Raw genomic sequence first — 19019 nt, 5'->3', positions numbered from 1 at the left:
TTAGCGTGGGCATTTTACCGCCCACGCTTGCCAGACAACACCTGGGTTAATGCGATCTCATGCCCGCTGCATTCATCAACAGGCGGAACATCGAAGCGACTGCAAACAGCCCCAGTACGCTGGCACTCCAGATCACGACCAGCCAGCCGATGCGTTTCCACCAGGGCGCCGGTGCGGGTGAGGTTTTATCCTGCATAGTTTCTTCCCTCATCAGTGATAACCATGTTCATGGCTGACCTTGCCGCGGAACACGTAGTAGCTCCAGAAGGTATAAACCAAAATAATTGGAATGATAAACAGCGCGCCCACCAGCATGAAACCCAGGCTTTGCGGCGGTGCCGCAGCTTGCCACAGGGTGATGGACGGTGGAATCAACAGCGGCCAAATGCTGATGCCCAGACCACTCAAGCCCAGAAATACCAGCAGCAGAGTGAGCAAGAACGGCGAGTAATGCGCAGCATTTTTCACACCATGCTGGATGCCCCAGGCGCTGAGCAGTACTAATATAGGCACGGGCAGCAGCACAAACAGATTAGGTAACGTGAACCACCGGGTGGCGATTTCCGGGTGAGCAATCGGCGTCCAGATACTGACGACTGCCAACACCAGCAGCAGGATCACCAGCAGCGGTGTTGCTAACCGATACATGCGTGCCTGCAAGTCGCCGGCAGTTTTCATCACCAGCCAGGTGCAGCCGAGTAACGCATAGGTCACCACCAGCCCCAATCCGCAAAACAGCGCGAACGGCGTCAGCCAGTCGAGGGCGCCACCGGCATAGGTGCGGCCATTGACCGGGAAACCGTTGATGATGGCGCCCACCACGACCCCTTGGCTGAAAGTGGCGAAGATAGAGCCCCAGATAAACGCCTTGTCCCAAATGTGGCGTTTTTCTGCCGTGGCCTTAAAGCGGAACTCAAAAGCTACGCCGCGGAAGATCAGGCCAAACAACATCAGGGTCAGCGGAATGGCCAGCGCGTCGAGAATTACCGCGTAAGCCAATGGGAAGGCGCCGAACAGCGCCGCACCACCCAGTACCAGCCAGGTTTCATTGCCGTCCCAGACGGGGGCGACGGTGTTCATCATCACATCACGGTCACCGCTGTCCTTAACCCAGGGGAACAGGATGCCGATACCTAAATCAAAGCCGTCCATTACCACGTACATCATGGTGCTGAACACGATGATCACAAACCAAATCAGCGGAAGATCAATGCCCATGCTCAGCTCCTGTCATCCAGAGTTTCTTTCACCGCAGACAGCGGACGTGCCGGTCGGCCTTCGGTGTCATCTTCGTGCACTTCATGCTGCTGCGGCCCTTTGCGAATCAACCGCATCATGTAGGAGTAACCCACGCCGAATACCGAGCAATAAACGATGATAAACGCCAATAAGCTGATGCTCATGTGCAGGTCGCCGTGTGCAGAAACGGCATCCTTGGTACGCAGCAGGCCATAAACGACCCACGGTTGACGTCCAATCTCGGTGGTGAACCAGCCCGCCAGCAGCGCCAGCAATCCGGAAGGCCCCATCCAAAGAATGAAATAGAGGAAGGGTCGGGATTGATATAACCCGCCACGCCAGCGTAGCCATAGGCTCCAGACCCCGGCGAGGATCATCAACATACCCAACGCCACCATAATGCGGAACGACCAGAACACCACTGTGGAGTTCGGACGGTCTTCCGGTGGGAAGGATTTCAATGCCGGTACCTGTTCGGTCAGGCTGTGGGTCAGGATTAAGCTGCCGAGGTAGGGGACTTCCAGCTTGAAACGGGTTTCTTCACGCTGCATATCTGGCCAACCGAACAAGATCAGTGGTGTAGCTTCCCCCGGCGGGTTTTCCCAGTGCCCTTCGATGGCGGCAATTTTTGCCGGCTGGTATTTTAGTGTATTCAGGCCGTGGGCATCGCCGATCATCGCCTGTATTGGTGCGACAATCAGTGCCATCCACATCGCCATCGACAGCATTTTACGCATGGCAGGCGTGTCGCGACCGCGCAGTAAATGCCAGGCGGCAGAGGCACTCACGAAGAACGCCGAAGACAGGAAGGCGGCGGTTGACATGTGCAACAGTCGATACGGGAATGACGGGTTGAAAATTACTTTCAGCCAGTCGACCGGCACTACCTGACCGTTGATGATCTCGTGTCCCTGAGGCGTCTGCATCCAGCTATTGGACGCCAGGATCCAGAAGGTGGAAATCAGTGTGCCCAGCGCGACCATGCAGGTAGCGAAAAAGTGCAGGCCGGGACCGACGCGGTTCCAACCAAACAGCATGACACCCAGGAAACCTGCTTCCAGGAAGAAGGCGGTCAGCACTTCATACGTCAGCAACGGTCCTGTGATACTGCCGGCAAACTCGGAGAAGAAACTCCAGTTGGTGCCAAATTGATAGGCCATAACCAGGCCGGAAACCACGCCCATGCCGAAGTTAACGGCGAAAATTTTTGACCAGAAATGGTACAGATCGCGGTAGGTTTCATTGCGTGTTTTCAGCCATAAACCTTCCAGCACGGCCAGATAACTGGCCAGGCCGATGGTAATCGCCGGGAAAATAATATGGAAAGAAACGGTGAAGGCGAACTGTATTCTGGCAAGTTCCAGTGCATCAAGACCCAGCATGGCGCCTCCTTGGGTTGAACATAAAATGGCCTCTTCAGTATAGCGGTAATTTTTCTGTGGAAAGCTTGGCGCCAAGTTAATCACGGAGTACAGTGACTATAATAGTGACAGTTATTTCACTTTTTTATATAACAGTTAGGGCCTATGACCAGATACGAGCAGCTTGCACAACAGATTCGCGAACAGATCCAGAACCGGGTATGGCGGGCGGGGGATAAACTGCCATCACTGCGTGAGAGCGGTAAACGTGCAGGATTGAGTCTGATGACGGTGGTGCAGTCCTATCAACTGTTGGAGAGTCAGGGTTGGATCGTCGCGCGGCCGCAGTCTGGCTATTACGTAGCGGCGCGTCCGCAACCGTTGCCACAGCCGGTACGTGGCGAAAAAATGCTGCTGAGCGAGCAGGTGGACATCAATACGTTCATTTTTGATGTGTTACAGGCATGCAAAGATCCGGCTATTGTCCCTTTCGGTTCGGCGTTTCCTGACGCCACCTTGTTTGCTCAACCCAAACTGGCGCGGGCGTTGAGCAGCGTTGCGCGCAAACTTACGCCACACAGTTCACTGGCTAACTTACCGCCCGGTAATGATGCGTTACGGCGCCATATTGCCCAACGCTATGCTCTGAGTGGCATGCAGGTGGCACCGGACGAAATTGTGATTACCGCCGGGGCGATGGAGTCATTGAGTTTGAGTCTTCAGGCAGTGACTCAACCGGGGGATTACGTGGCGATCGAATCGCCGGCTTTTTATGGCGCATTACAGGCGTTGGAGCGACTGCGGCTGAAAGCAGTGGCGATCGCTACGCACCCGCAGGACGGTATCGATTTGGACGCGCTGGAGCAGGCATTGGAGCAGTATCCGATCAAGGCCTGTTGGCTGATGACCCACTTCCAGAACCCATTGGGTGCCAGCATGCCAGACGATAATAAGCAGCGGTTGGTGAGCTTACTGCGTGAGCGTCAGATTTCGTTGATCGAGGATGATGTCTACGGCGAGCTGTATTTTAGCGCCGAACGTCCGCAACCGGCCAAGGCGTTGGACAGTGGTGGACAGATCTTACACTGCTCTTCGTTCTCCAAATGCCTGGCTCCGGGCTTTCGTGTGGGTTGGGTGGCAGCGGGGCGCTATGCGCAGCAAATCCAACGGTTGCAGTTGATGAGCACCGTATCGACCAGCGTCCCTACACAGTTGGCGCTCGCCGATTATTTGCTGCACGGCGGCTACGATACGCATCTGCGGCGCTTGCGACGGTTGTTGGCACAGCGCCAAAGTATGATGCGCCAGGCTATCGCACATCATTTCCCACCCACAGTAAAAGTCAGCCAACCCGATGGGGGGTATTTCCTGTGGCTGGAGCTGGATCCGGCGTTGTCGTCGATGGAGCTGTATCAGCGAGCGCTGGCACTCGGGGTGAGTATTGCGCCGGGCAGAATGTTCACTACCGGCAACCATTTCAACCATTGCTTCCGTTTGAATGCCTCTTTTGACTGGAACGACAAGCACGAAGCGGCGATCAAAACCTTAGCCAAACTTATCCGGCAGCTTGAACCGGCAGACTGAGCAACACAGGCCAGCCGAGTTTCGCAATAGAAAAATTCATAATGCTTTTTCCGGCAATGGAATGCCGGTTTCGTTGTTAGACAGTCCTCCGGCCGCCCATTACTCTGCGATAAATTTTGTCACATTTTATCAACGGGTAGACAAGGGGCAGTGGTGAGCAGAATAAAAAATAAGATAAACAGGCTGTTGCAAAAACGTTTGGTGCCGTTGGCGTTGGTTACTGCGATAAGTCTTTCAGGCAGTGCACAGGCGGAAACGCTGGCGGAAGGGATCACGCCGGCCAGCGATGCCAGCCTGGTACCGAACGCTGCCAAGTTGCGTAAAGACACCGTGGTGGCAGGTATCCTCGAGCCACAGGGTAATTTTAACCCTTATCTGTTCACCAACGGTTGGGATGAGAACGTCACCGACGTGATTTTCACCCGGCTAATTGGCCTGGACAGTGAAGGTAAACCGGTAGCGCGGTTAGCTCAATCCTGGCAGGTCAGCCCGGATAACCGGGTTTATACTATCAAACTGCGCCCCAACCTGGTTTACAGTGACGGTTCACCCATAACAGCAGAAGACATCGCCTTTACGTTGACGCTGTTGCATGACCCGGCCTATGACGGTGAAACCGACATTACCCCGGCGCATATTCAAGGCGGCGCGGAATACAAAAACGGCACTGCGCCTGGCATCAGCGGATTGAAGGTGATCGACGATCGGACGATTCAGATCACCACCACCCAGCCGGGTGCCACCACGCTGCAACTGATCGGCGGGCCGGTATTGTCGAAAACGTATTACGGCAAGGACTATCAGCGCGGTAAGTTGGAAAGCGTTCGCGCATTGAATGGCAAGCCATTGGGCAACGGCCCTTATATTTACGACAAATACATTCCCGGGCAGGAGATTCGCTTCCACGCCAACCCTAATTTCTATCTCGGTCAGCCAGCGGTGGCGCGCTTTATTTACCGCGTTACCAACCCGGCCACCAACTTCCAGTTGTTCCAAACCGGCGAAACCGACTACGACGCCTTCACCTCAAAGCCCGATGATATTGAACAGCTGAAACTCTTGGGCTTTGCCAACATCAACTTGTACAGCTCAAGCGACTACAGTCGGGTGGATTTTAACGTGAAGCGCCCGGCGTTACAGGACGCACGCGTACGTCAGGCGCTGATCTACGGCCTGGACCGTCAGAAACTGATTACGGTGGTGTACCAAGGTTATGGCTCGGTGGCTAATCAGCCTATTTCTCCCGTTTCATGGGCCTATGATCCGCAGGGCATCAATCCCTACGCTTACGATGCCAACAAAGCGAAACATCTGCTGGATCAGGCCGGCTGGATACCCGGTGCAGACGGTATTCGTCAGAAAGACGGCAAAAAGCTGGAACTGACACTGTTGGTGACCAAAAAGTTGATTAACGATGCGCTAGTGCCCATTGCTAAAGACAACTATCGGCAGATCGGGGTGTTATTAAAGCCGCAGGTACTGGATTTCAATGCATTGTTGGCGCAACGCAAGGCGGGCAATTACGACCTGGCATCGCTGAGCACCAGTGGGTTGAATGACCCGCATGACGGAGTGCGTGACTTCATCAGTCAGATGAGTGAAACCGGTTATAAAAACCCGCAGGTGGATCAGCTGATTAGCCAGGCTAACGCCACGTTGGATATTGAACAGCGCAAGCCTTTGTACCATAAGCTGTATCAGGTATTGGCTGAGGATCCACCGGTGATCCTGCTGGGGAACCGTAAAGTCCTCAGTGCCAGCAGTGCCCGCGTCACCGGTTTTAAGCCGGATGTCTACAACGGTCTGACTGGCAGTTTACCGGACGTCAAACTGGCTCAGTAACGGCAATGCGCCGCCGCGCGATGTTGTGCGGCGGCGATGGAAAACACCATGAGAAACTTTATCCTGCGCCGTTTACTGCAAACCATTCCAATGATGTTACTGGCGTCGCTGTTGATTTTCTTCATCTTCGCGCTGACGCCCGGCGACTTTATTGATGGCAATATCAATCTGACCGCGGAGCGCGCCGCTGAACTGCGGGCACTGTATGGGTTGGATCAACCGCTGTTTACCCGCTATCTGCATTGGCTCGGACGTCTGCTACAAGGCGATCTCGGCTTTTCGTTGCAGTACCAAATCCCGGTCAGTACCTTGCTGAATCAGTATATCTGGAATTCGTTCCTGCTGGCGTCAGTGGCACTGGTTCTCTACTGGGGCATTGCGTTGGCGGTCGGTGTGGCCTCAGCGATGAAGCCCTATTCGCTGTTTGATCATCTGGTCACGGTTGCGGTGTTCGGCGCGATGTCATTCCCGACCTTTTTCCTTTGCTTGTTGTTAATCAAATGGTTTGCCGTCGATCTGCACTGGCTACCGGCGGGCGGTATGCTGCGCACCGGCAGTGAGGCGACCGGATTGGCCTGGGTGGTGGAAGTGGCGGCGCATTTGTTGCTGCCAGTACTGGCGTTGGTGATGTTACAAGCGGGTACCCTGACGCGTTATTTCCGCGCCAGCATGCTGGATGTGATCCGCATGGACTATATCCGTACCGCCCGGGCCAAAGGTCTGAAGGAAAAAACGGTGATCGTCAAACACGCGCTGCGTAATGCGTTGTTGCCCATCATCACGCTGCTGGGTTTTGAATTACCGGCGCTGTTTTCCGGTGCGTTGATCACTGAAAAAATCTTCAACTGGCCCGGGGCGGGGCACATTCATATTGATTCACTGGCTGCGCGCGACTACCCGGTGCTGATGGGGTTTACGCTGTTTCTGGCGGTGCTGACCATTTTGGGCAATCTGCTGGCGGACATTCTGTACGCCTATGCCGATCCGCGAATTCGTTTGAGGTGAACATGTTGGCAACGCTGTTTTTTGGACGCCGTCGCCGCTGGCGGCAGGCGCAACTCCCCGCACTGGCGCAAGTGTCGCCGCCACCGGCAGCACAGGCCTGGCAACGGCTGCGGCGCCACCGCTTGGCGATGGCCTCGCTGCTGTTGCTGTTGATACTGGCGGTGCTGTGCATTTTCGGGCCGATGCTGTCGCCCTGGCAAGACGATGCCGGCGATGCGCTAAACATCAACCATGCGCCTAATGCCGAACACTGGCTAGGCACCGATTTTCTCGGTCGTGATATTTATACTCGCCTGTTGTTGGCGGGCCGTATCTCGCTGACCATCGGTCTGGTATCCATGCTGCTGTCCGTCACACTTGGCTACTTGCTAGGGGCGCTGTCAGGCTATCTGGGCGGCATGGTGGACAAGTTGATTATGCGCTTTGCCGATCTGCTGATGACCATCCCCAGCCTGCCACTGCTGATCATTATGGGCGCGATGCTGTCCGAGCTGGACGTCTCGCCGGACTACCGTATCTACATGGTGATGATCATGCTCAGCCTGCTGGGCTGGCCCTCATTGGCGCGGCTGGTGCGCGGCCAGATCCTGTCGCTGCGCGAACGCGATTTTATGTTGGCGACAGAGGTTTTGGGTCTGTCCACACGCCGACGTTTGTTCGGTCATCTGTTGCCGAATACCATTCCTATTTTGGTCGTGGTGGCGACCATGGGTGTCGCCAATGCCATTCTCAGTGAGTCAGCGCTCAGTTATCTGGGGCTGGGTGTGGTGCCGCCGACGCCGTCATGGGGCAATATGATGGATGCTGCCAACAGCCTGATTGATTTTCAGCGTCGCCCCTGGCTATGGATGCCGCCAGGTCTGGCCATTTTTATCACCGTAGTGGCGATTAATATTCTGGGTGACGGCCTACGGGACGCACTCGATCCGAAAATGAACGGGGTGAGACGATGAGCCGACCACTGGTGGCATTTAATCAACTGTCGGTGGCTTTCAATGGCGAGCAAGGGCGGGTTCGTGCGGTACAGCAAGTGAGCTTTGAATTGCATGCAGGACAGACGCTGGGAATCGTCGGTGAGTCCGGTTGCGGTAAAAGCGTTACTGCTATGGCGCTGATGGGGTTGTTACCGCAGCCGCTGGCACAGATAGACGGCGGTGAAATCCATTTCGACGGGCAAAACTTGCTCAAACTACGTCCGCAACAGATGAGTGATTTGCGTGGCAACCGACTGGCAATGATATTTCAGGAGCCGATGAGCGCACTGAACCCGGTACTGACGATCGGCGAACAGTTGGTGGAACCGCTGATTCGTCACCGTGGCACTTCGCCGAAGGCGGCCTGGCACGAGGCGACGGCACTGATTACTGAGGTCGGGCTGGCGCGAGCGGAGCAGTTGATGACCAGTTATCCGCACCAGCTTTCTGGCGGCATGTTACAGCGCGTTATGATCGCCATGGCTATCAGTTGTCGGCCAGCCTTGTTGATTGCTGATGAGCCGACCACGGCGTTGGATGTCACCGTGCAGGCGCAAATTTTGGTGCTGTTGCGTGAGCAAACCCGCAAAAATAACATGGCGATGATGCTGATCACCCATGACCTTGGCGTGATAGCTCAGATGGCCGATCGACTGGTGGTGATGTATGCCGGACGGATTGTCGAGCAGGGAGATACGCGTGAGGTGTTAGCTAACCCACAGCATCCCTATACCCAAGGATTAATGGCTTCACGACCGGTAGCTGGACAGCGGCGGCGCAGATTGTATTCGATCCCCGGCCAGGTGCCGGATCTGGCCAATTTGCCCGATCACTGTGCGTTTTCCGATCGTTGCACTCAGGCCAGTGCACGTTGCCGTGACGGCATTCCCCCTCTGTACGGTACTTTGCAGCGCCAGTCCGCCTGCTTTATCAACGCGGGAGGGCATTTCCATGCCGTCTGATTTTTTGGTGGAAGTGAGAGGTTTGAAGAAGCATTTTCCGTTACGTGAAGGGGTGTTTGGACAAACAACCGGACAACTGCGGGCGGTGGATGATGTCAGCTTTGGTATTCGCAAAGGCACTATTTTCGGCCTGGTCGGTGAGTCAGGGAGTGGGAAAACCACCGTGGGTCGCACGTTGCTGGGGTTGCATGACAAAACTGCCGGTGACGTGTTATTCAACGGTGAGGCGCTGGATAAACTCAGCCCTCGCCAGTTGCGTGCCATGCGCCCGAAGATGCAGTTGGTGTTTCAGGACCCTTACAGCTCGCTAAATCCGAGGATGCGTATTGGCGATGCGATTGGCGAAGCCTTGTTGCAGCATGGGTTGGTGCATAAAAGTGCATTGCGTGACCGCGTGATCAACACGATGGAGATCTGCGGATTATCGGCGCAACAGTATGGGCGTTTTCCGCATGAGTTCTCCGGCGGTCAGCGTCAACGTATCGGTATTGCGCGCGCGCTGATCTTGCAGCCGGAGTTTATCGTCGCCGACGAGCCGATTTCGGCGCTTGACGTTTCGATCCAGGCGCAGATCATCAACCTGTTTTCTGATCTCCAGGAGCAGCAAGGGGTCACCTTCCTGTTTATTTCGCACGATCTTGGAGTGGTGGAGCATCTGTGTCAGGACGTGGCGGTGATGTATCTTGGTCAGATTGTTGAGAGCGCCGATCGCGATAGCCTGTTTCGCCAGCCTCGGCACCCTTATACGCAGGCGTTGTTAGCGGCGGTACCCAGTCTGGATCCTTCACGGCAGCCGCAGGCGATGGTCCAGGGGGAGCTGCCTAACCCTGCACAACCGCCGCACGGTTGTCGCTTTCACACTCGCTGTCCGCTGGCTACCGCACAATGCCGGGAATTGGCCCCGGCGTTACGTACGGTGGCACCGGGGCACCGGGTGGCTTGCCATTATGCCGGGTGACTTAGGCCAGATAATGCTTCAGTGCTCGCCCGGCCTGATGGATAGCTGAATGCACTGCTGGGACATGGGCGATGGGGTTCAGCAGGCCATAATCGTGGATCAAGCCATTGTAACGGGTGGAGGTGACTTCCACCCCGGCAGCGTTCAGCAGTCGGGCATAGGCTTCACCTTCATCACGCAGAACATCCAGTTCAGCGGTCTGTACCAGCGCTGGCGGCAGGCCTTTTAGCTGTTCCAGCGTAGCGTTGAGCGGTGAGGCGTAAATCTCCTTACGCTGCGCTTTATCGGTGGTGTAGTTGTCCCAGAACCACTTCATCATATTGCGGGTCAGGAAGTGGCCTTCGGCAAACTGGTGATAAGAGTCGGTATCAAAGCTGGCGTGCGTCACTGGCCACAGCAGGATCTGAGTGCGCAGCGCCGGAGTGCCTTTTTCTTTGGCCATCAAGCTGACCACCGCTGCCATATTGCCGCCGACGCTGTTGCCGACCACGGCCAACCGCGTGCCATCAACGTTGATTTTCTCGCCGTATTCAGCCACCCATTCGGTGGCGGCATAGGCCTGATTGATGGCGGTCGGGTAATGGGCTTCCGGCGAGGGAGTATAGTTGACGAACACCGCGACGGCGCCAGAACTGTAGACTAAATCCCGTACCAGCCGTTCATGGGTAGGGAAGTCACCCAGCACCCATCCGCCACCGTGGAAGAACATAAATACCGGCAGCGTTTCTTTGACCTTGGCCGGTCGCACGATGTGCAACAGGATGTCCTGTCCCTCAACATGAATAGTTTTCTCGCTGATCTCGACCTCGCGAAGCGGCACGTCGACACTGCGTTGTGCGCCCTCCAACACCTTACGCGCTTCTTTTGGTTTCATCTCTTCCATCGGCTTGCCGCCACCGGCATTCAACGCGTCCAGAAAGGTACGGATATCGTGCTGTGCTGCCGGTTGGGTTGGATCTACAGTTTTTTTAGACATCATGGCTCCTCAAGCGCTTTGCGGTCGAGATCACAGTGTAGTCGAACGGCTGGTGTTTGCTGGCCGTACAGCACGCAGTGAAAAGACGTGTTGCGCCACGCTTTTCGCCGCCAGAGTTTGACTTTTCAGCAGGGCAACGATACTTTTTAATTATCGATGGAACACGTGTTCCATTGGCGGTAATCACCGGAGGCCCCGGTGCATCTCTTTTATCGGTCAACGCCGTGCAGGAAACATAACCCTATGATTGTAATTGCAAACTCTGAAGGACATCCGGGCATCGGTCTGTCGGCCGAACGGCTGCAACAGGGGCACAACGGCCTGCGCGCCATTGTTGATGGCATCAAGCTGGTGGAGCTGGATCCAAGCGTGCGCACCGTTGGTTATGGTGGCTGGCCCAATGTCTTGGGTGAGATGGAATTGGACGCCTCGGTAATGGACGGTGATAGCTTGCGCACCGGCGCAGTGGGAGCATTACAAGGCTACCTGCATCCGGTGGAGGTAGCGTACCGGGTAATGGAAGATCTTAACCACGAAATTCTGGTGGGGGCCGGAGCTGCACGTTTCGCGGCCGAAATAGGGGCGTTGGCGGGCGACAACCTGATAGCTGATTCCAAACGCGTGTGGTGGGAGAAGCTGGAACAGGCGATGAGCGCAGAGCAGCGACGCGATTGGCCGAATATTCCACTGGCGGGGTTGTCGAATAATGCCACTGATCCCGAGCGAGTACGCGATACCACGGTATTTTTAGCGCTTGATGGCGGTGGAACACTTAGCGCTGCTACTTCGACCTCTGGTTGGGCGTGGAAATACCCAGGGCGGTTGGGTGATAGCCCAATCATTGGTAGCGGTTCTTATGCCGACAGCCGTTACGGCGCTTGTGCCTGCACCCATACCGGGGAAATGACCATCCGTTGTGGCACCAGTCGCGCCGTCGTGCTGTACATGAAGATGGGGATGACGCTGGATCAGGCGGTATATGAAGCGATCGAAGATCTGAACTACCTGAAGGACGGTTATACCGAAGGGGTGACGATCCATGCCGTCGATAAACACGGCAACCACAAGGTGGTGAGTCTGAACTGTCCTGGTCCTATCCAATACTGGCTGTGGCAAACCGGCATGGCGGCACCAGAATTGCGTCATGCCGAGATTATAACGACCCGCTGAGGGCGGAGTTAACAGGAGGCACGTACCACCAGTTCGGTGGGGATGGTCACCTGCTGCGGCGCAGCCTGCGGGCTGCTGCTGCGTAATTCAACCAGCTGTACAATGGCTGCGATCATCGCGCTGATATCCCGCCGCACCGAAGTCAGTTGATAGCTCGGCCAGGCGGCCATCGGGATATCGTCAAAGCCGTAGACCGCGACGTCCTGTGGAATGCGCAGCGGTGTATGTAAACGAATATAATCCATCACGCCCATCGCCATCGAATCGGCCGTGCAGAAGATAGCCTGTGGGGCCGGTTGTGCCGCCAGCAGTTGTGGCGCCAGTTTGAAACCACTCTGATAGCTGTAGTCGCCGCTGAGTTGCGCCACGATCTGCAATTGCTGTGCAGCCGCATGCGTTAAAAAGGTCTGCTGGCGCACTTGTTCGCCTTTGGCGCTGCTGCGCCCACCAAGGACCGCTACCTGTCGTTGGCCTTTTTGTGCCATTAGCGCTGCCAGTTGTTGCAGGCTGGGAGCCTCATCGGCGTTGAGCGCATCGCACAGGGCATCACCGGCTAACCCATTGAGCATAATCGGTGTAGCGATACGGAACAGATCCTTCGCTGTGCGAGCGCTAATGTTGTCGGCGAACACCACAGCAGAATCGACATGATAAGAAATGGTTTGTTTGAGATAGCTGGCAGGATCTTCAATGCCTTCCAGCCGAATCATCACCGCCTGCCGGTTGCTGTTTTGCAACTGCTCCACCAAACGATCGAAAAACTCCAGATCAGACAGGTCATGAAAGTGGTTAACCACGACGGCGACAAAGCCGGTTTTACCGGTGTGCAGGCTTTGGGCAATAGCATCGGGTGCATAGCCCAACTGACTGGCCACACGCATCACCAGCTCACGGTTTTTTTGCGAGACCCGCCCTTGATTGGAAAAGGCGCGGGAAACCACGGTGCGTGAAACGCCGGCAACGCGGGCGACATCGTGAGACGTGACTTTTTTAATCGGCATGGTACAAGTACTCAACGGGAAACAGGGCGCTGCGGTAAGGATGTGCAGCGGCGATATGGTCTCACAGAATGCCGGTCGGCAACACTGTTTCCCCGTGTGGCGCCAGACGCTCACCCGTCTTCGGGTCAAAAAAGTGTAGGGCGGTGGTATCCAGCGTCACTGCCAGTGGCAACCCCTGTGGATAGTGCTGCTGAACATGTTGTTTCACGATGTATTGTGCGCCATTGTCACCCTGAACAAACAGATTGCTTTCTGCCCCCAAATTTTCACTGTACACCAGCGTACCGCGCAGGTGCGGCTCCACCTGTGGTGCGCTGATACTACAGGCTTCCGGGCGGCAACCCAGCGTTAGCCAGGCTCCTGCGTGGGTCGTCAGTGCCGGGAAATCGGCCGTAGCCAGTGGTAGCACTAATCCTGAATCACCTTGCAGCACAATCTGCGCACCTTGAACCTGTACCTGTACATCGAACAAATTCATCTGTGGTGAGCCGATAAATTCGGCGACAAAACGGTTAACCGGCCGATGATAAAGGTCCAGCGGTGTGCCGATCTGCTGTACTTTGCCCTGATTCATGATCACCACTTTATCGGCCATGGTCATGGCTTCGACCTGGTCATGAGTGACATAAATAATGGTGGCACCGATCGCCTTGTGCAGTGCCGATAGCTCTTGGCGCATGCGATTACGCAGTTTGGCGTCAAGGTTGGACAGCGGTTCATCAAACAGGAACACCTTGGGACGCCGGACGATGGCGCGCCCCAATGCCACACGCTGGCGTTGTCCGCCAGAAAGCTGGCCCGGTTTAACCTTCAGAAATTCGGTCAGATGCAGCATTTCGGCGACGGTGGCAATCTGGCTGGCGATCTCCGCTTTGGCCATTCCTTTAATTTTCAATGATAACGCCATGTTTTCGTACACCGTCATGTGCGGGTACAACGCATAGCTCTGGAATACCATGGCGATATCGCGGTATTTGGGCAGCACTTCGTTCATGCGTTCGCCGTCGATCAGTAATTCACCGGAAGACAGGGTTTCCAGCCCCGCTATCATCCGCAGAGTGGTCGATTTACCGCACCCTGACGGGCCAAGCAGCACCACAAACTCGCCTTTCTCCACCTGCAAATTGACGTTACTGGCGGCCTGATAGCCGTTGTCATAGCGTTTGTTGATATCAACCAATTCTACGTAAGCCATCAGCGCTCCGTTTGGGCAAGCAGGGAACTCAGGCGTGCCAGCAAGAGCACACCGAATGAGGAGGCACCGTTGGCGTACAGCTTACGGTGCGGCATATCCGTCGACATGGCGGCGATGTCCAGGTGTGCCCAGCGTTGGCCAGGCTGCACAAATTCACTGATAAAGGTTGCTGCCACACACGGGCTACCATGCGGATCCTCTCCGCCGTGACGGTAGTCGGCAAATTCAGACTTCAGCACGCCGCGATACCAGCCGCCGTGTGGCATTGGCCATACCGGCTCTGCGCTAGCCTTGCCCGCTTGGGTGACCTGCGCCAGAAAGTCATCGTCGTTGCCCATCATGGCGGCATATTCCTTGCCTAGCGCTACGCCTGCACCACCGGTCAGGGTAGCAATATCCAACAGGTAATCCGGTTGGAAGCGTTGCTGGGTATAACTGATGACGTCCGCCAACACCATACGCCCTTCAGCGTCAGTCGAAATGATTTCCACCGACTTGCCGTTGTGCATGGTCACAACGTCGCCAGGGCGCTGGGCGCGTGAAGAGGGCATGTTTTCCACCAGCCCGCACAGGCCAATGACGCGGATCGGCAATTGCAGTGCGTCGATGATACGCATTGCGCCCACCACTGCGGCAGCTCCGCCCATATCAAACTTCATGGTGCTCATGCGTGCCGCACCTTTGATACTGATACCACCGCTGTCGAAGGTGACGCCTTTACCGACCAGCGCCAGGGTGGGACGAGCGTTGGCCGGATGGTGATCGAGGATCAGCAACTGCGATGCCCGGGCGCTGCCCTGACCGACCCCAAGCAGGCCGCCAAAGCCCAACGCCGCCATTTGTTCATCCCCTAACACTTCCTGGCGTAGATGACGGAATGGCAGTTGCGCGACTGCGTCAACAAAGCTTTCCGGATAGAGAATATTGGCGGGTTTATTCATCAGCTCACGACCGGCGATCACGCCTTCGGCATGCAGGTTTGCCCAGTCGCACAACGCTTGCGTAGCTGCATCTTTGCTGCCCAGTTGCAGCGTTGGATCGGCCAGCGTTACGCTGGTGTGGTGCTGGTAGCGGTAGGCACCCAGACGCAGGCCGAACAACAGCCAGCGCCAGGTCTCATCGTCTGCCGTCAGGTCTGGGGCTAACGTCAGCCGTAACTGTTGCAGCCCAAAGTCTTTTTGCCCCGCGGCGATAACGGCACCAGCATCCTGCAACGCGGCAGGTGCCAGAAGGGGGCCGATGTTGAGCCCAAATCGGCCTTCGCCCAGTGGATAAAGTACACCGATGCAAGCCCGTTGCAGGCCGGCATTTTGCAGGGCGGCAGGCAGTTGATCTTCTGCGGCAGCAAACAAGATGACTTGCTGCTGCGCAGCCGCGCCGTTAACGCTGTAAATATCGATTGATTGCATAAGTTACCCTTTGACCGCCCCACGCGTGAGGCTCTCCATCATTTGTTTGGACGAGAAGATAAAGGCAATCAGCAGCGGCACGATCGCCAGGAAGCTGCCGGTCATTACCAGGTTCCACGGCGTGGCGGTGGCACCGCTCAGGCTACGCAGTACCAACTGAAGAATTTGTTTATCCGGTGACTGTAATGCCACCAACGGCAGCATAAAGTTGTTCCAGGTATCGACCACCACCACGATCGCTACCGTCAGCAGCGCCGGGCGCATCAGTGGCAGACCGATGCGCAGGAAAATCTGCAGTTCGTTCAGGCCATCCATACGTGCACTGTCGAGGATTTCGCTGGGTAATGAGGCGCTGACGTATTGGCGTACCAGGAAGATACCGAAGATGTTCACCCCGGCAGGCAGCCAAACGGCGGCAAACTGATCCAGCAGGCCAACACTTTTGATGACGAAGAAGTAGGGCACCAGGTTGACCACGCTGGGGACCATCATGGTCAGCATCAGGGTGGTGAACAGCACCTTTTTGCCCTTGAACTGATAAACGCTGAAAGCGTAACCCGCAGCAGCGGAAACCAATACGCTGGTCAACGTCGCCATGGCGGTGACATACAGGGTATTAAGTAGCGAGTGGGTGAAGGGCACCTGTTGTTCCAGCCCGCGGTAGTTTTCCAGCAAGTGGCTGCCAAAACGCAACGACATGCCCATGATGCTGCGGGTGTCCTGCGTTGCCAGCAAGGCAGACCAATAGAACGGAAACAGCGACAACGAAGCGAACAAGGATACCAACAGGTAAATCACCAGTTTTCCGGTGTCGAAACGGCGGCCATTAGCGTTCATTTTTTAATCCTCCGCGCTTGCCAAAGCCCCAGAACACCAGCGCACTGACCACGGCAATCAACAGGAACAATATCCAGGAGATCGCCGAAGCGGTACCCATATCCAGATAGGACCAGCCGGTTTTATACACGTACATCGACACCGTGAGGCCGCTGTTGTCAACGCCACCCGTACCCTGAGTCAAGATCATCGGTTCGTTGAACAATTGCATGTTGCCAATCAGCGTCATCAGCGTGGCGAAGAAGATAAAGGGCGCCAGGAGCGGTAGCGCGATATAGCGGAATTTCTGCCAACGGTTTGCGCCGTCTAGCTCAATGGCCTCATACAGGTCCGGTGAGATTGATGCCAGGCCTGTCATGTAAATCACCGTATTGATGCCGGTAAACTTCCAGGTCACCTGATTGGCGATGGTGAAGCGGATCCAGTCGCTGTCAAAGAAGTTGATGGGTAACGCGGCGGCTAATGCGTTGAGGTGCAATTTGGTCGCCAGCCCGCTGAGCATTTCGTTAACCATGCCGACCGGAGAAAACAGGTTGAACACAATCAGGCTGACGGCAACGGAAGAGGTGATGTAGGGCAGGAAGATCGCCGCCTTCAAAAAGCGTCTGCCGCGCACGATGATATGCAGCAGTGAGTAAGCCAGGGTAATCGCAAACAGGTGCTGGCACAGGCCGGACACCAGCGTAATTTTGATGGTGTTGACCAGTGACACCCAGAAGGCATCGTCTGTGAAGGCGTAGTAAAAGTTATCCAGCCCGACAAATTTCATCGAACTGAGGCCCTTGACCGGGTTCCACGACTGAAATGACAGAAAAGCCGAAAAGAAGATCGGGAACGCGTTGAACACCGCGAACAGCAGCATAAACGGCAGCAGCAGCAGGTAGGCGGTGCGGTGATCGTGCAGCAGCCCTTTGAAAAATCGCTTACGCATAGACTCCCCGAACCGACGGAAACATAAAGTCGGCGGCCGGCTGACCGCCGTATCTGATGATTACAAAGCGCGCATCCGCCGTTCCAGCAGCTTGTTGGCATCGCGTAAGGTGCTGTCAATGTCCTGATGCTGCACCAGAATTTTTTTCGCCGCTTCGTTAAGAATTTCGTTGGCGATATTGTCCTCTGGCGATGAGGCGACCGGTTTCAGATCCGGCACCAGACTGGCGTAGTAGCGCATCGAATGCTGCCCGCCGAGAATATTGCTCGGTGTGTCAAAGTAGGGCGCGTTATACACGTCAAGGCGGGCTGGCAGGGTTCCGGCAGTTTTAGCGGCATCAATCACCACATCTCGTTGCATAAAGTACTGAATGAACTGCCATGCGGCCTGGGCGTTTTTGCTCTGTTTCGGGATCACCAGTGTGGTACCACCGGCATTAACCTTGATGTTGCCCGGTACGCCCGTGACACGCCACAGGCCGGCTTTGGCACCGTCCGGATCCAATTCCTGTTCAATACGGCCTTCGTCCCACGGCCCGTCGATATCCGCGAACAGTTTCCCCTGGCGGTACAGCTTGATGTATTCCTGCGAATTGGTTGAACCGTCGAGCGAAGCCGCCAGACCTTTGTCATACAGCGTTTTAATTACCGTCATCAGCTGTTTGATTTGCGGTGAATCGAGATTGGGTTTGCCATCTTTGGTGTATACCGGCTTGCCCGGTTCACTGTTCATGCCCACTACCAGCGGGTTGATCAGGCTGGTAGCGGCAGGCAGCAAATAGGCGCCTTGTTCTTTTTTCAGCTTCTCGCCGAAGGCGATAAAGCTGTCCCAGCTTTTGGTGATGTCTTCAATCTTAATCCCCGCCTTTTGCACCATATCGTTACGGTAGATCATGATTACCGGGCCGGTATCGTAGGGCACACCATAGATGTTGCCATCGCTACCTTTTGCCAGACTGACCATTGAAGGATCAAACTGCCAGCCTTGGCTATCGATGCTGAATGGTGGGGCGCTCAGGTTGTTCAGGCCACCGGAATTGGCGAAGCTGCCCAGCTTAATGGTACTGACGCTGAAGATATCGGCGGCACCTTGACCAACGGCCAGAGCGGTCGTCAGTTTTTGGTGGCAGTCGGCGAACCCGCATTTGATCGACTGCACCTGAATGTCCGGATGCGCCGCCTCAAAATCTTTAATCACCTTATTGATGTAATCATTCGGCAAATAGTTGGCGAAGGTAATGCTGGTGTTGGCGCTGACGGAAATGGGCAGGCCCAGCAGCACGGCCAGTGCGGTCCCGGTGATCCTATGGTTAGTACGCAAGCAGAAATGAGCCATGATAACCCCGATGCTGTGCAGTCGATGTGGTGTGTGTTTTTTCATCATGGAACACGTGTTCCATTGAAATTAACCTATTATCGCGCTCCCAGACTGTCAACAATTTGTTCGCTAAGTTAACAAATATGAGATCTGACGCGGGGTTGCGCAAACATACGCCCAATAATGATCCGCATTCTGTCGCGCAGAGCCTTAGCTGACGTGGGTTTGCACGCATAAGGTGCATTGCCTGCACTGATG

The 19019-nt window shown here is 55.6% G+C and carries 17 protein-coding genes; 7 read left to right on the top strand and 10 right to left on the bottom strand.

Annotated features, from left to right (window positions below; all coding sequences use genetic code 11):
* Positions 1–46 precede the first annotated feature (46 nt).
* Genes SGBXF1_RS14450 through SGBXF1_RS14440 form a run of 3 tightly spaced genes read right to left on the bottom strand, consistent with a single transcriptional unit; the run spans position 47 to position 2621 of the window.
* A complete protein-coding gene (locus SGBXF1_RS14450) occupies positions 47–196 on the bottom strand; it encodes a DUF2474 domain-containing protein (protein ID WP_073963403.1) in 150 nt (49 codons plus the stop codon).
* A 14-nt stretch (positions 197–210) separates the two neighbouring features.
* Positions 211–1218: a cytochrome d ubiquinol oxidase subunit II gene (cydB, locus tag SGBXF1_RS14445; protein WP_037419211.1), complete on the bottom strand. Its 1008-nt coding sequence runs from the start codon at positions 1216–1218 to the stop codon at positions 211–213.
* Positions 1219–1220: 2 nt separating this feature from the next.
* The gene (locus SGBXF1_RS14440; protein WP_037419213.1) at positions 1221–2621 is read right to left on the bottom strand and encodes a cytochrome ubiquinol oxidase subunit I; all 1401 of its coding nucleotides are present in this window, start codon (positions 2619–2621) and stop codon (positions 1221–1223) included.
* 144 nt (positions 2622–2765) lie between these two features.
* On the opposite strand from SGBXF1_RS14440, the gene SGBXF1_RS14435 reads away from it, so the two are divergent.
* The 6 genes from SGBXF1_RS14435 to SGBXF1_RS14410 all read left to right on the top strand — a co-directional run bounded on the left by SGBXF1_RS14435 (position 2766) and on the right by SGBXF1_RS14410 (position 9925).
* Positions 2766–4184: an aminotransferase-like domain-containing protein gene (locus tag SGBXF1_RS14435; RefSeq protein WP_037419215.1), complete on the top strand. Its 1419-nt coding sequence runs from the start codon at positions 2766–2768 to the stop codon at positions 4182–4184.
* 153 nt (positions 4185–4337) lie between these two features.
* Positions 4338–6026 (top strand): ABC transporter substrate-binding protein, encoded by a 1689-nt coding sequence (locus tag SGBXF1_RS14430; RefSeq protein WP_130381077.1) that lies wholly within the window; start codon positions 4338–4340, stop codon positions 6024–6026.
* 48 nt (positions 6027–6074) lie between these two features.
* Positions 6075–7031 (top strand): ABC transporter permease, encoded by a 957-nt coding sequence (locus tag SGBXF1_RS14425; protein WP_037419221.1) that lies wholly within the window; start codon positions 6075–6077, stop codon positions 7029–7031.
* Between the two features lie 2 nt (positions 7032–7033).
* Positions 7034–7984 carry an oligopeptide ABC transporter permease gene (gene opp4C / locus SGBXF1_RS14420; RefSeq protein WP_186427044.1) on the top strand — a complete coding sequence of 317 codons (951 nt, stop codon included), beginning with the start codon at positions 7034–7036 and terminating at the stop codon, positions 7982–7984.
* The gene (locus SGBXF1_RS14415; protein WP_186427043.1) at positions 7981–8967 is read left to right on the top strand and encodes an ABC transporter ATP-binding protein; all 987 of its coding nucleotides are present in this window, start codon (positions 7981–7983) and stop codon (positions 8965–8967) included. Before opp4C ends, SGBXF1_RS14415 begins: the two co-directional genes overlap by 4 nt.
* Positions 8957–9925: an ABC transporter ATP-binding protein gene (locus SGBXF1_RS14410; RefSeq protein WP_186427042.1), complete on the top strand. Its 969-nt coding sequence runs from the start codon at positions 8957–8959 to the stop codon at positions 9923–9925. Before SGBXF1_RS14415 ends, SGBXF1_RS14410 begins: the two co-directional genes overlap by 11 nt.
* A gap of 1 nt (position 9926) precedes the next feature.
* Here the strand turns inward: SGBXF1_RS14410 and SGBXF1_RS14405 are convergent, their stop codons facing one another.
* Complete coding sequence (locus SGBXF1_RS14405) at positions 9927–10901, bottom strand: alpha/beta hydrolase (RefSeq protein WP_130381069.1); 975 nt, start codon at positions 10899–10901, stop codon at positions 9927–9929.
* Between the two features lie 243 nt (positions 10902–11144).
* On the opposite strand from SGBXF1_RS14405, the gene SGBXF1_RS14400 reads away from it, so the two are divergent.
* Entirely contained in the window at positions 11145–12071 is a 927-nt protein-coding gene (locus SGBXF1_RS14400) for a glycosylasparaginase (RefSeq protein WP_061806481.1), read from the top strand.
* 8 nt (positions 12072–12079) lie between these two features.
* On the opposite strand, the gene SGBXF1_RS14395 is transcribed toward SGBXF1_RS14400, so the two are convergent.
* The 6 genes from SGBXF1_RS14395 to SGBXF1_RS14370 form a co-directional block, all read right to left on the bottom strand.
* Entirely contained in the window at positions 12080–13072 is a 993-nt protein-coding gene (locus tag SGBXF1_RS14395) for a LacI family DNA-binding transcriptional regulator (protein ID WP_061806480.1), read from the bottom strand.
* Positions 13073–13133: 61 nt separating this feature from the next.
* Entirely contained in the window at positions 13134–14267 is a 1134-nt protein-coding gene (locus SGBXF1_RS14390) for an ABC transporter ATP-binding protein (RefSeq protein ID WP_186427041.1), read from the bottom strand.
* Complete coding sequence (locus tag SGBXF1_RS14385; protein WP_186427040.1) at positions 14267–15676, bottom strand: leucyl aminopeptidase family protein; 1410 nt, start codon at positions 15674–15676, stop codon at positions 14267–14269. The genes SGBXF1_RS14390 and SGBXF1_RS14385 overlap by 1 nt, the downstream gene beginning before the upstream one ends.
* Positions 15677–15679: 3 nt before the next feature.
* Positions 15680–16513: a carbohydrate ABC transporter permease gene (locus SGBXF1_RS14380; protein WP_186427039.1), complete on the bottom strand. Its 834-nt coding sequence runs from the start codon at positions 16511–16513 to the stop codon at positions 15680–15682.
* Positions 16503–17444: a carbohydrate ABC transporter permease gene (locus SGBXF1_RS14375; protein ID WP_061806476.1), complete on the bottom strand. Its 942-nt coding sequence runs from the start codon at positions 17442–17444 to the stop codon at positions 16503–16505. Before SGBXF1_RS14375 ends, SGBXF1_RS14380 begins: the two co-directional genes overlap by 11 nt.
* A 60-nt stretch (positions 17445–17504) precedes the next feature.
* Complete coding sequence (locus SGBXF1_RS14370) at positions 17505–18827, bottom strand: ABC transporter substrate-binding protein (protein WP_202819429.1); 1323 nt, start codon at positions 18825–18827, stop codon at positions 17505–17507.
* Positions 18828–19019 lie beyond the last annotated feature (192 nt).

The organism is Serratia grimesii (genome assembly GCF_900186025.1).
GTDB classification, from domain to species: Bacteria; Pseudomonadota; Gammaproteobacteria; order Enterobacterales; family Enterobacteriaceae; genus Serratia; species Serratia grimesii.
Note: the sequence above shows the minus strand (reverse complement) of the source record. Positions and strands in the feature narration are given on the sequence as shown.

What these genes read in the sequence shown, in the direction of transcription:
- SGBXF1_RS14370 (WP_202819429.1), bottom strand. Translation starts at nt 18,827, where the DNA reads ATGATGAAAAAACACACACCACATCGACTGCACAGCATCGGGGTTATC.
- SGBXF1_RS14405 (WP_130381069.1), bottom strand. Translation starts at nt 10,901, where the DNA reads ATGTCTAAAAAAACTGTAGATCCAACCCAACCGGCAGCACAGCACGAT.
- SGBXF1_RS14400 (WP_061806481.1), top strand. Translation starts at nt 11,145, where the DNA reads ATGATTGTAATTGCAAACTCTGAAGGACATCCGGGCATCGGTCTGTCG.
- SGBXF1_RS14395 (WP_061806480.1), bottom strand. Translation starts at nt 13,072, where the DNA reads ATGCCGATTAAAAAAGTCACGTCTCACGATGTCGCCCGCGTTGCCGGC.
- cydB (WP_037419211.1), bottom strand. Translation starts at nt 1,218, where the DNA reads ATGGGCATTGATCTTCCGCTGATTTGGTTTGTGATCATCGTGTTCAGC.
- SGBXF1_RS14440 (WP_037419213.1), bottom strand. Translation starts at nt 2,621, where the DNA reads ATGCTGGGTCTTGATGCACTGGAACTTGCCAGAATACAGTTCGCCTTC.
- SGBXF1_RS14375 (WP_061806476.1), bottom strand. Translation starts at nt 17,444, where the DNA reads ATGCGTAAGCGATTTTTCAAAGGGCTGCTGCACGATCACCGCACCGCC.
- SGBXF1_RS14380 (WP_186427039.1), bottom strand. Translation starts at nt 16,513, where the DNA reads ATGAACGCTAATGGCCGCCGTTTCGACACCGGAAAACTGGTGATTTAC.
- SGBXF1_RS14390 (WP_186427041.1), bottom strand. Translation starts at nt 14,267, where the DNA reads ATGGCTTACGTAGAATTGGTTGATATCAACAAACGCTATGACAACGGC.
- SGBXF1_RS14450 (WP_073963403.1), bottom strand. Translation starts at nt 196, where the DNA reads ATGCAGGATAAAACCTCACCCGCACCGGCGCCCTGGTGGAAACGCATC.
- SGBXF1_RS14410 (WP_186427042.1), top strand. Translation starts at nt 8,957, where the DNA reads ATGCCGTCTGATTTTTTGGTGGAAGTGAGAGGTTTGAAGAAGCATTTT.
- SGBXF1_RS14425 (WP_037419221.1), top strand. Translation starts at nt 6,075, where the DNA reads ATGAGAAACTTTATCCTGCGCCGTTTACTGCAAACCATTCCAATGATG.
- opp4C (WP_186427044.1), top strand. Translation starts at nt 7,034, where the DNA reads ATGTTGGCAACGCTGTTTTTTGGACGCCGTCGCCGCTGGCGGCAGGCG.
- SGBXF1_RS14435 (WP_037419215.1), top strand. Translation starts at nt 2,766, where the DNA reads ATGACCAGATACGAGCAGCTTGCACAACAGATTCGCGAACAGATCCAG.
- SGBXF1_RS14385 (WP_186427040.1), bottom strand. Translation starts at nt 15,676, where the DNA reads ATGCAATCAATCGATATTTACAGCGTTAACGGCGCGGCTGCGCAGCAG.
- SGBXF1_RS14415 (WP_186427043.1), top strand. Translation starts at nt 7,981, where the DNA reads ATGAGCCGACCACTGGTGGCATTTAATCAACTGTCGGTGGCTTTCAAT.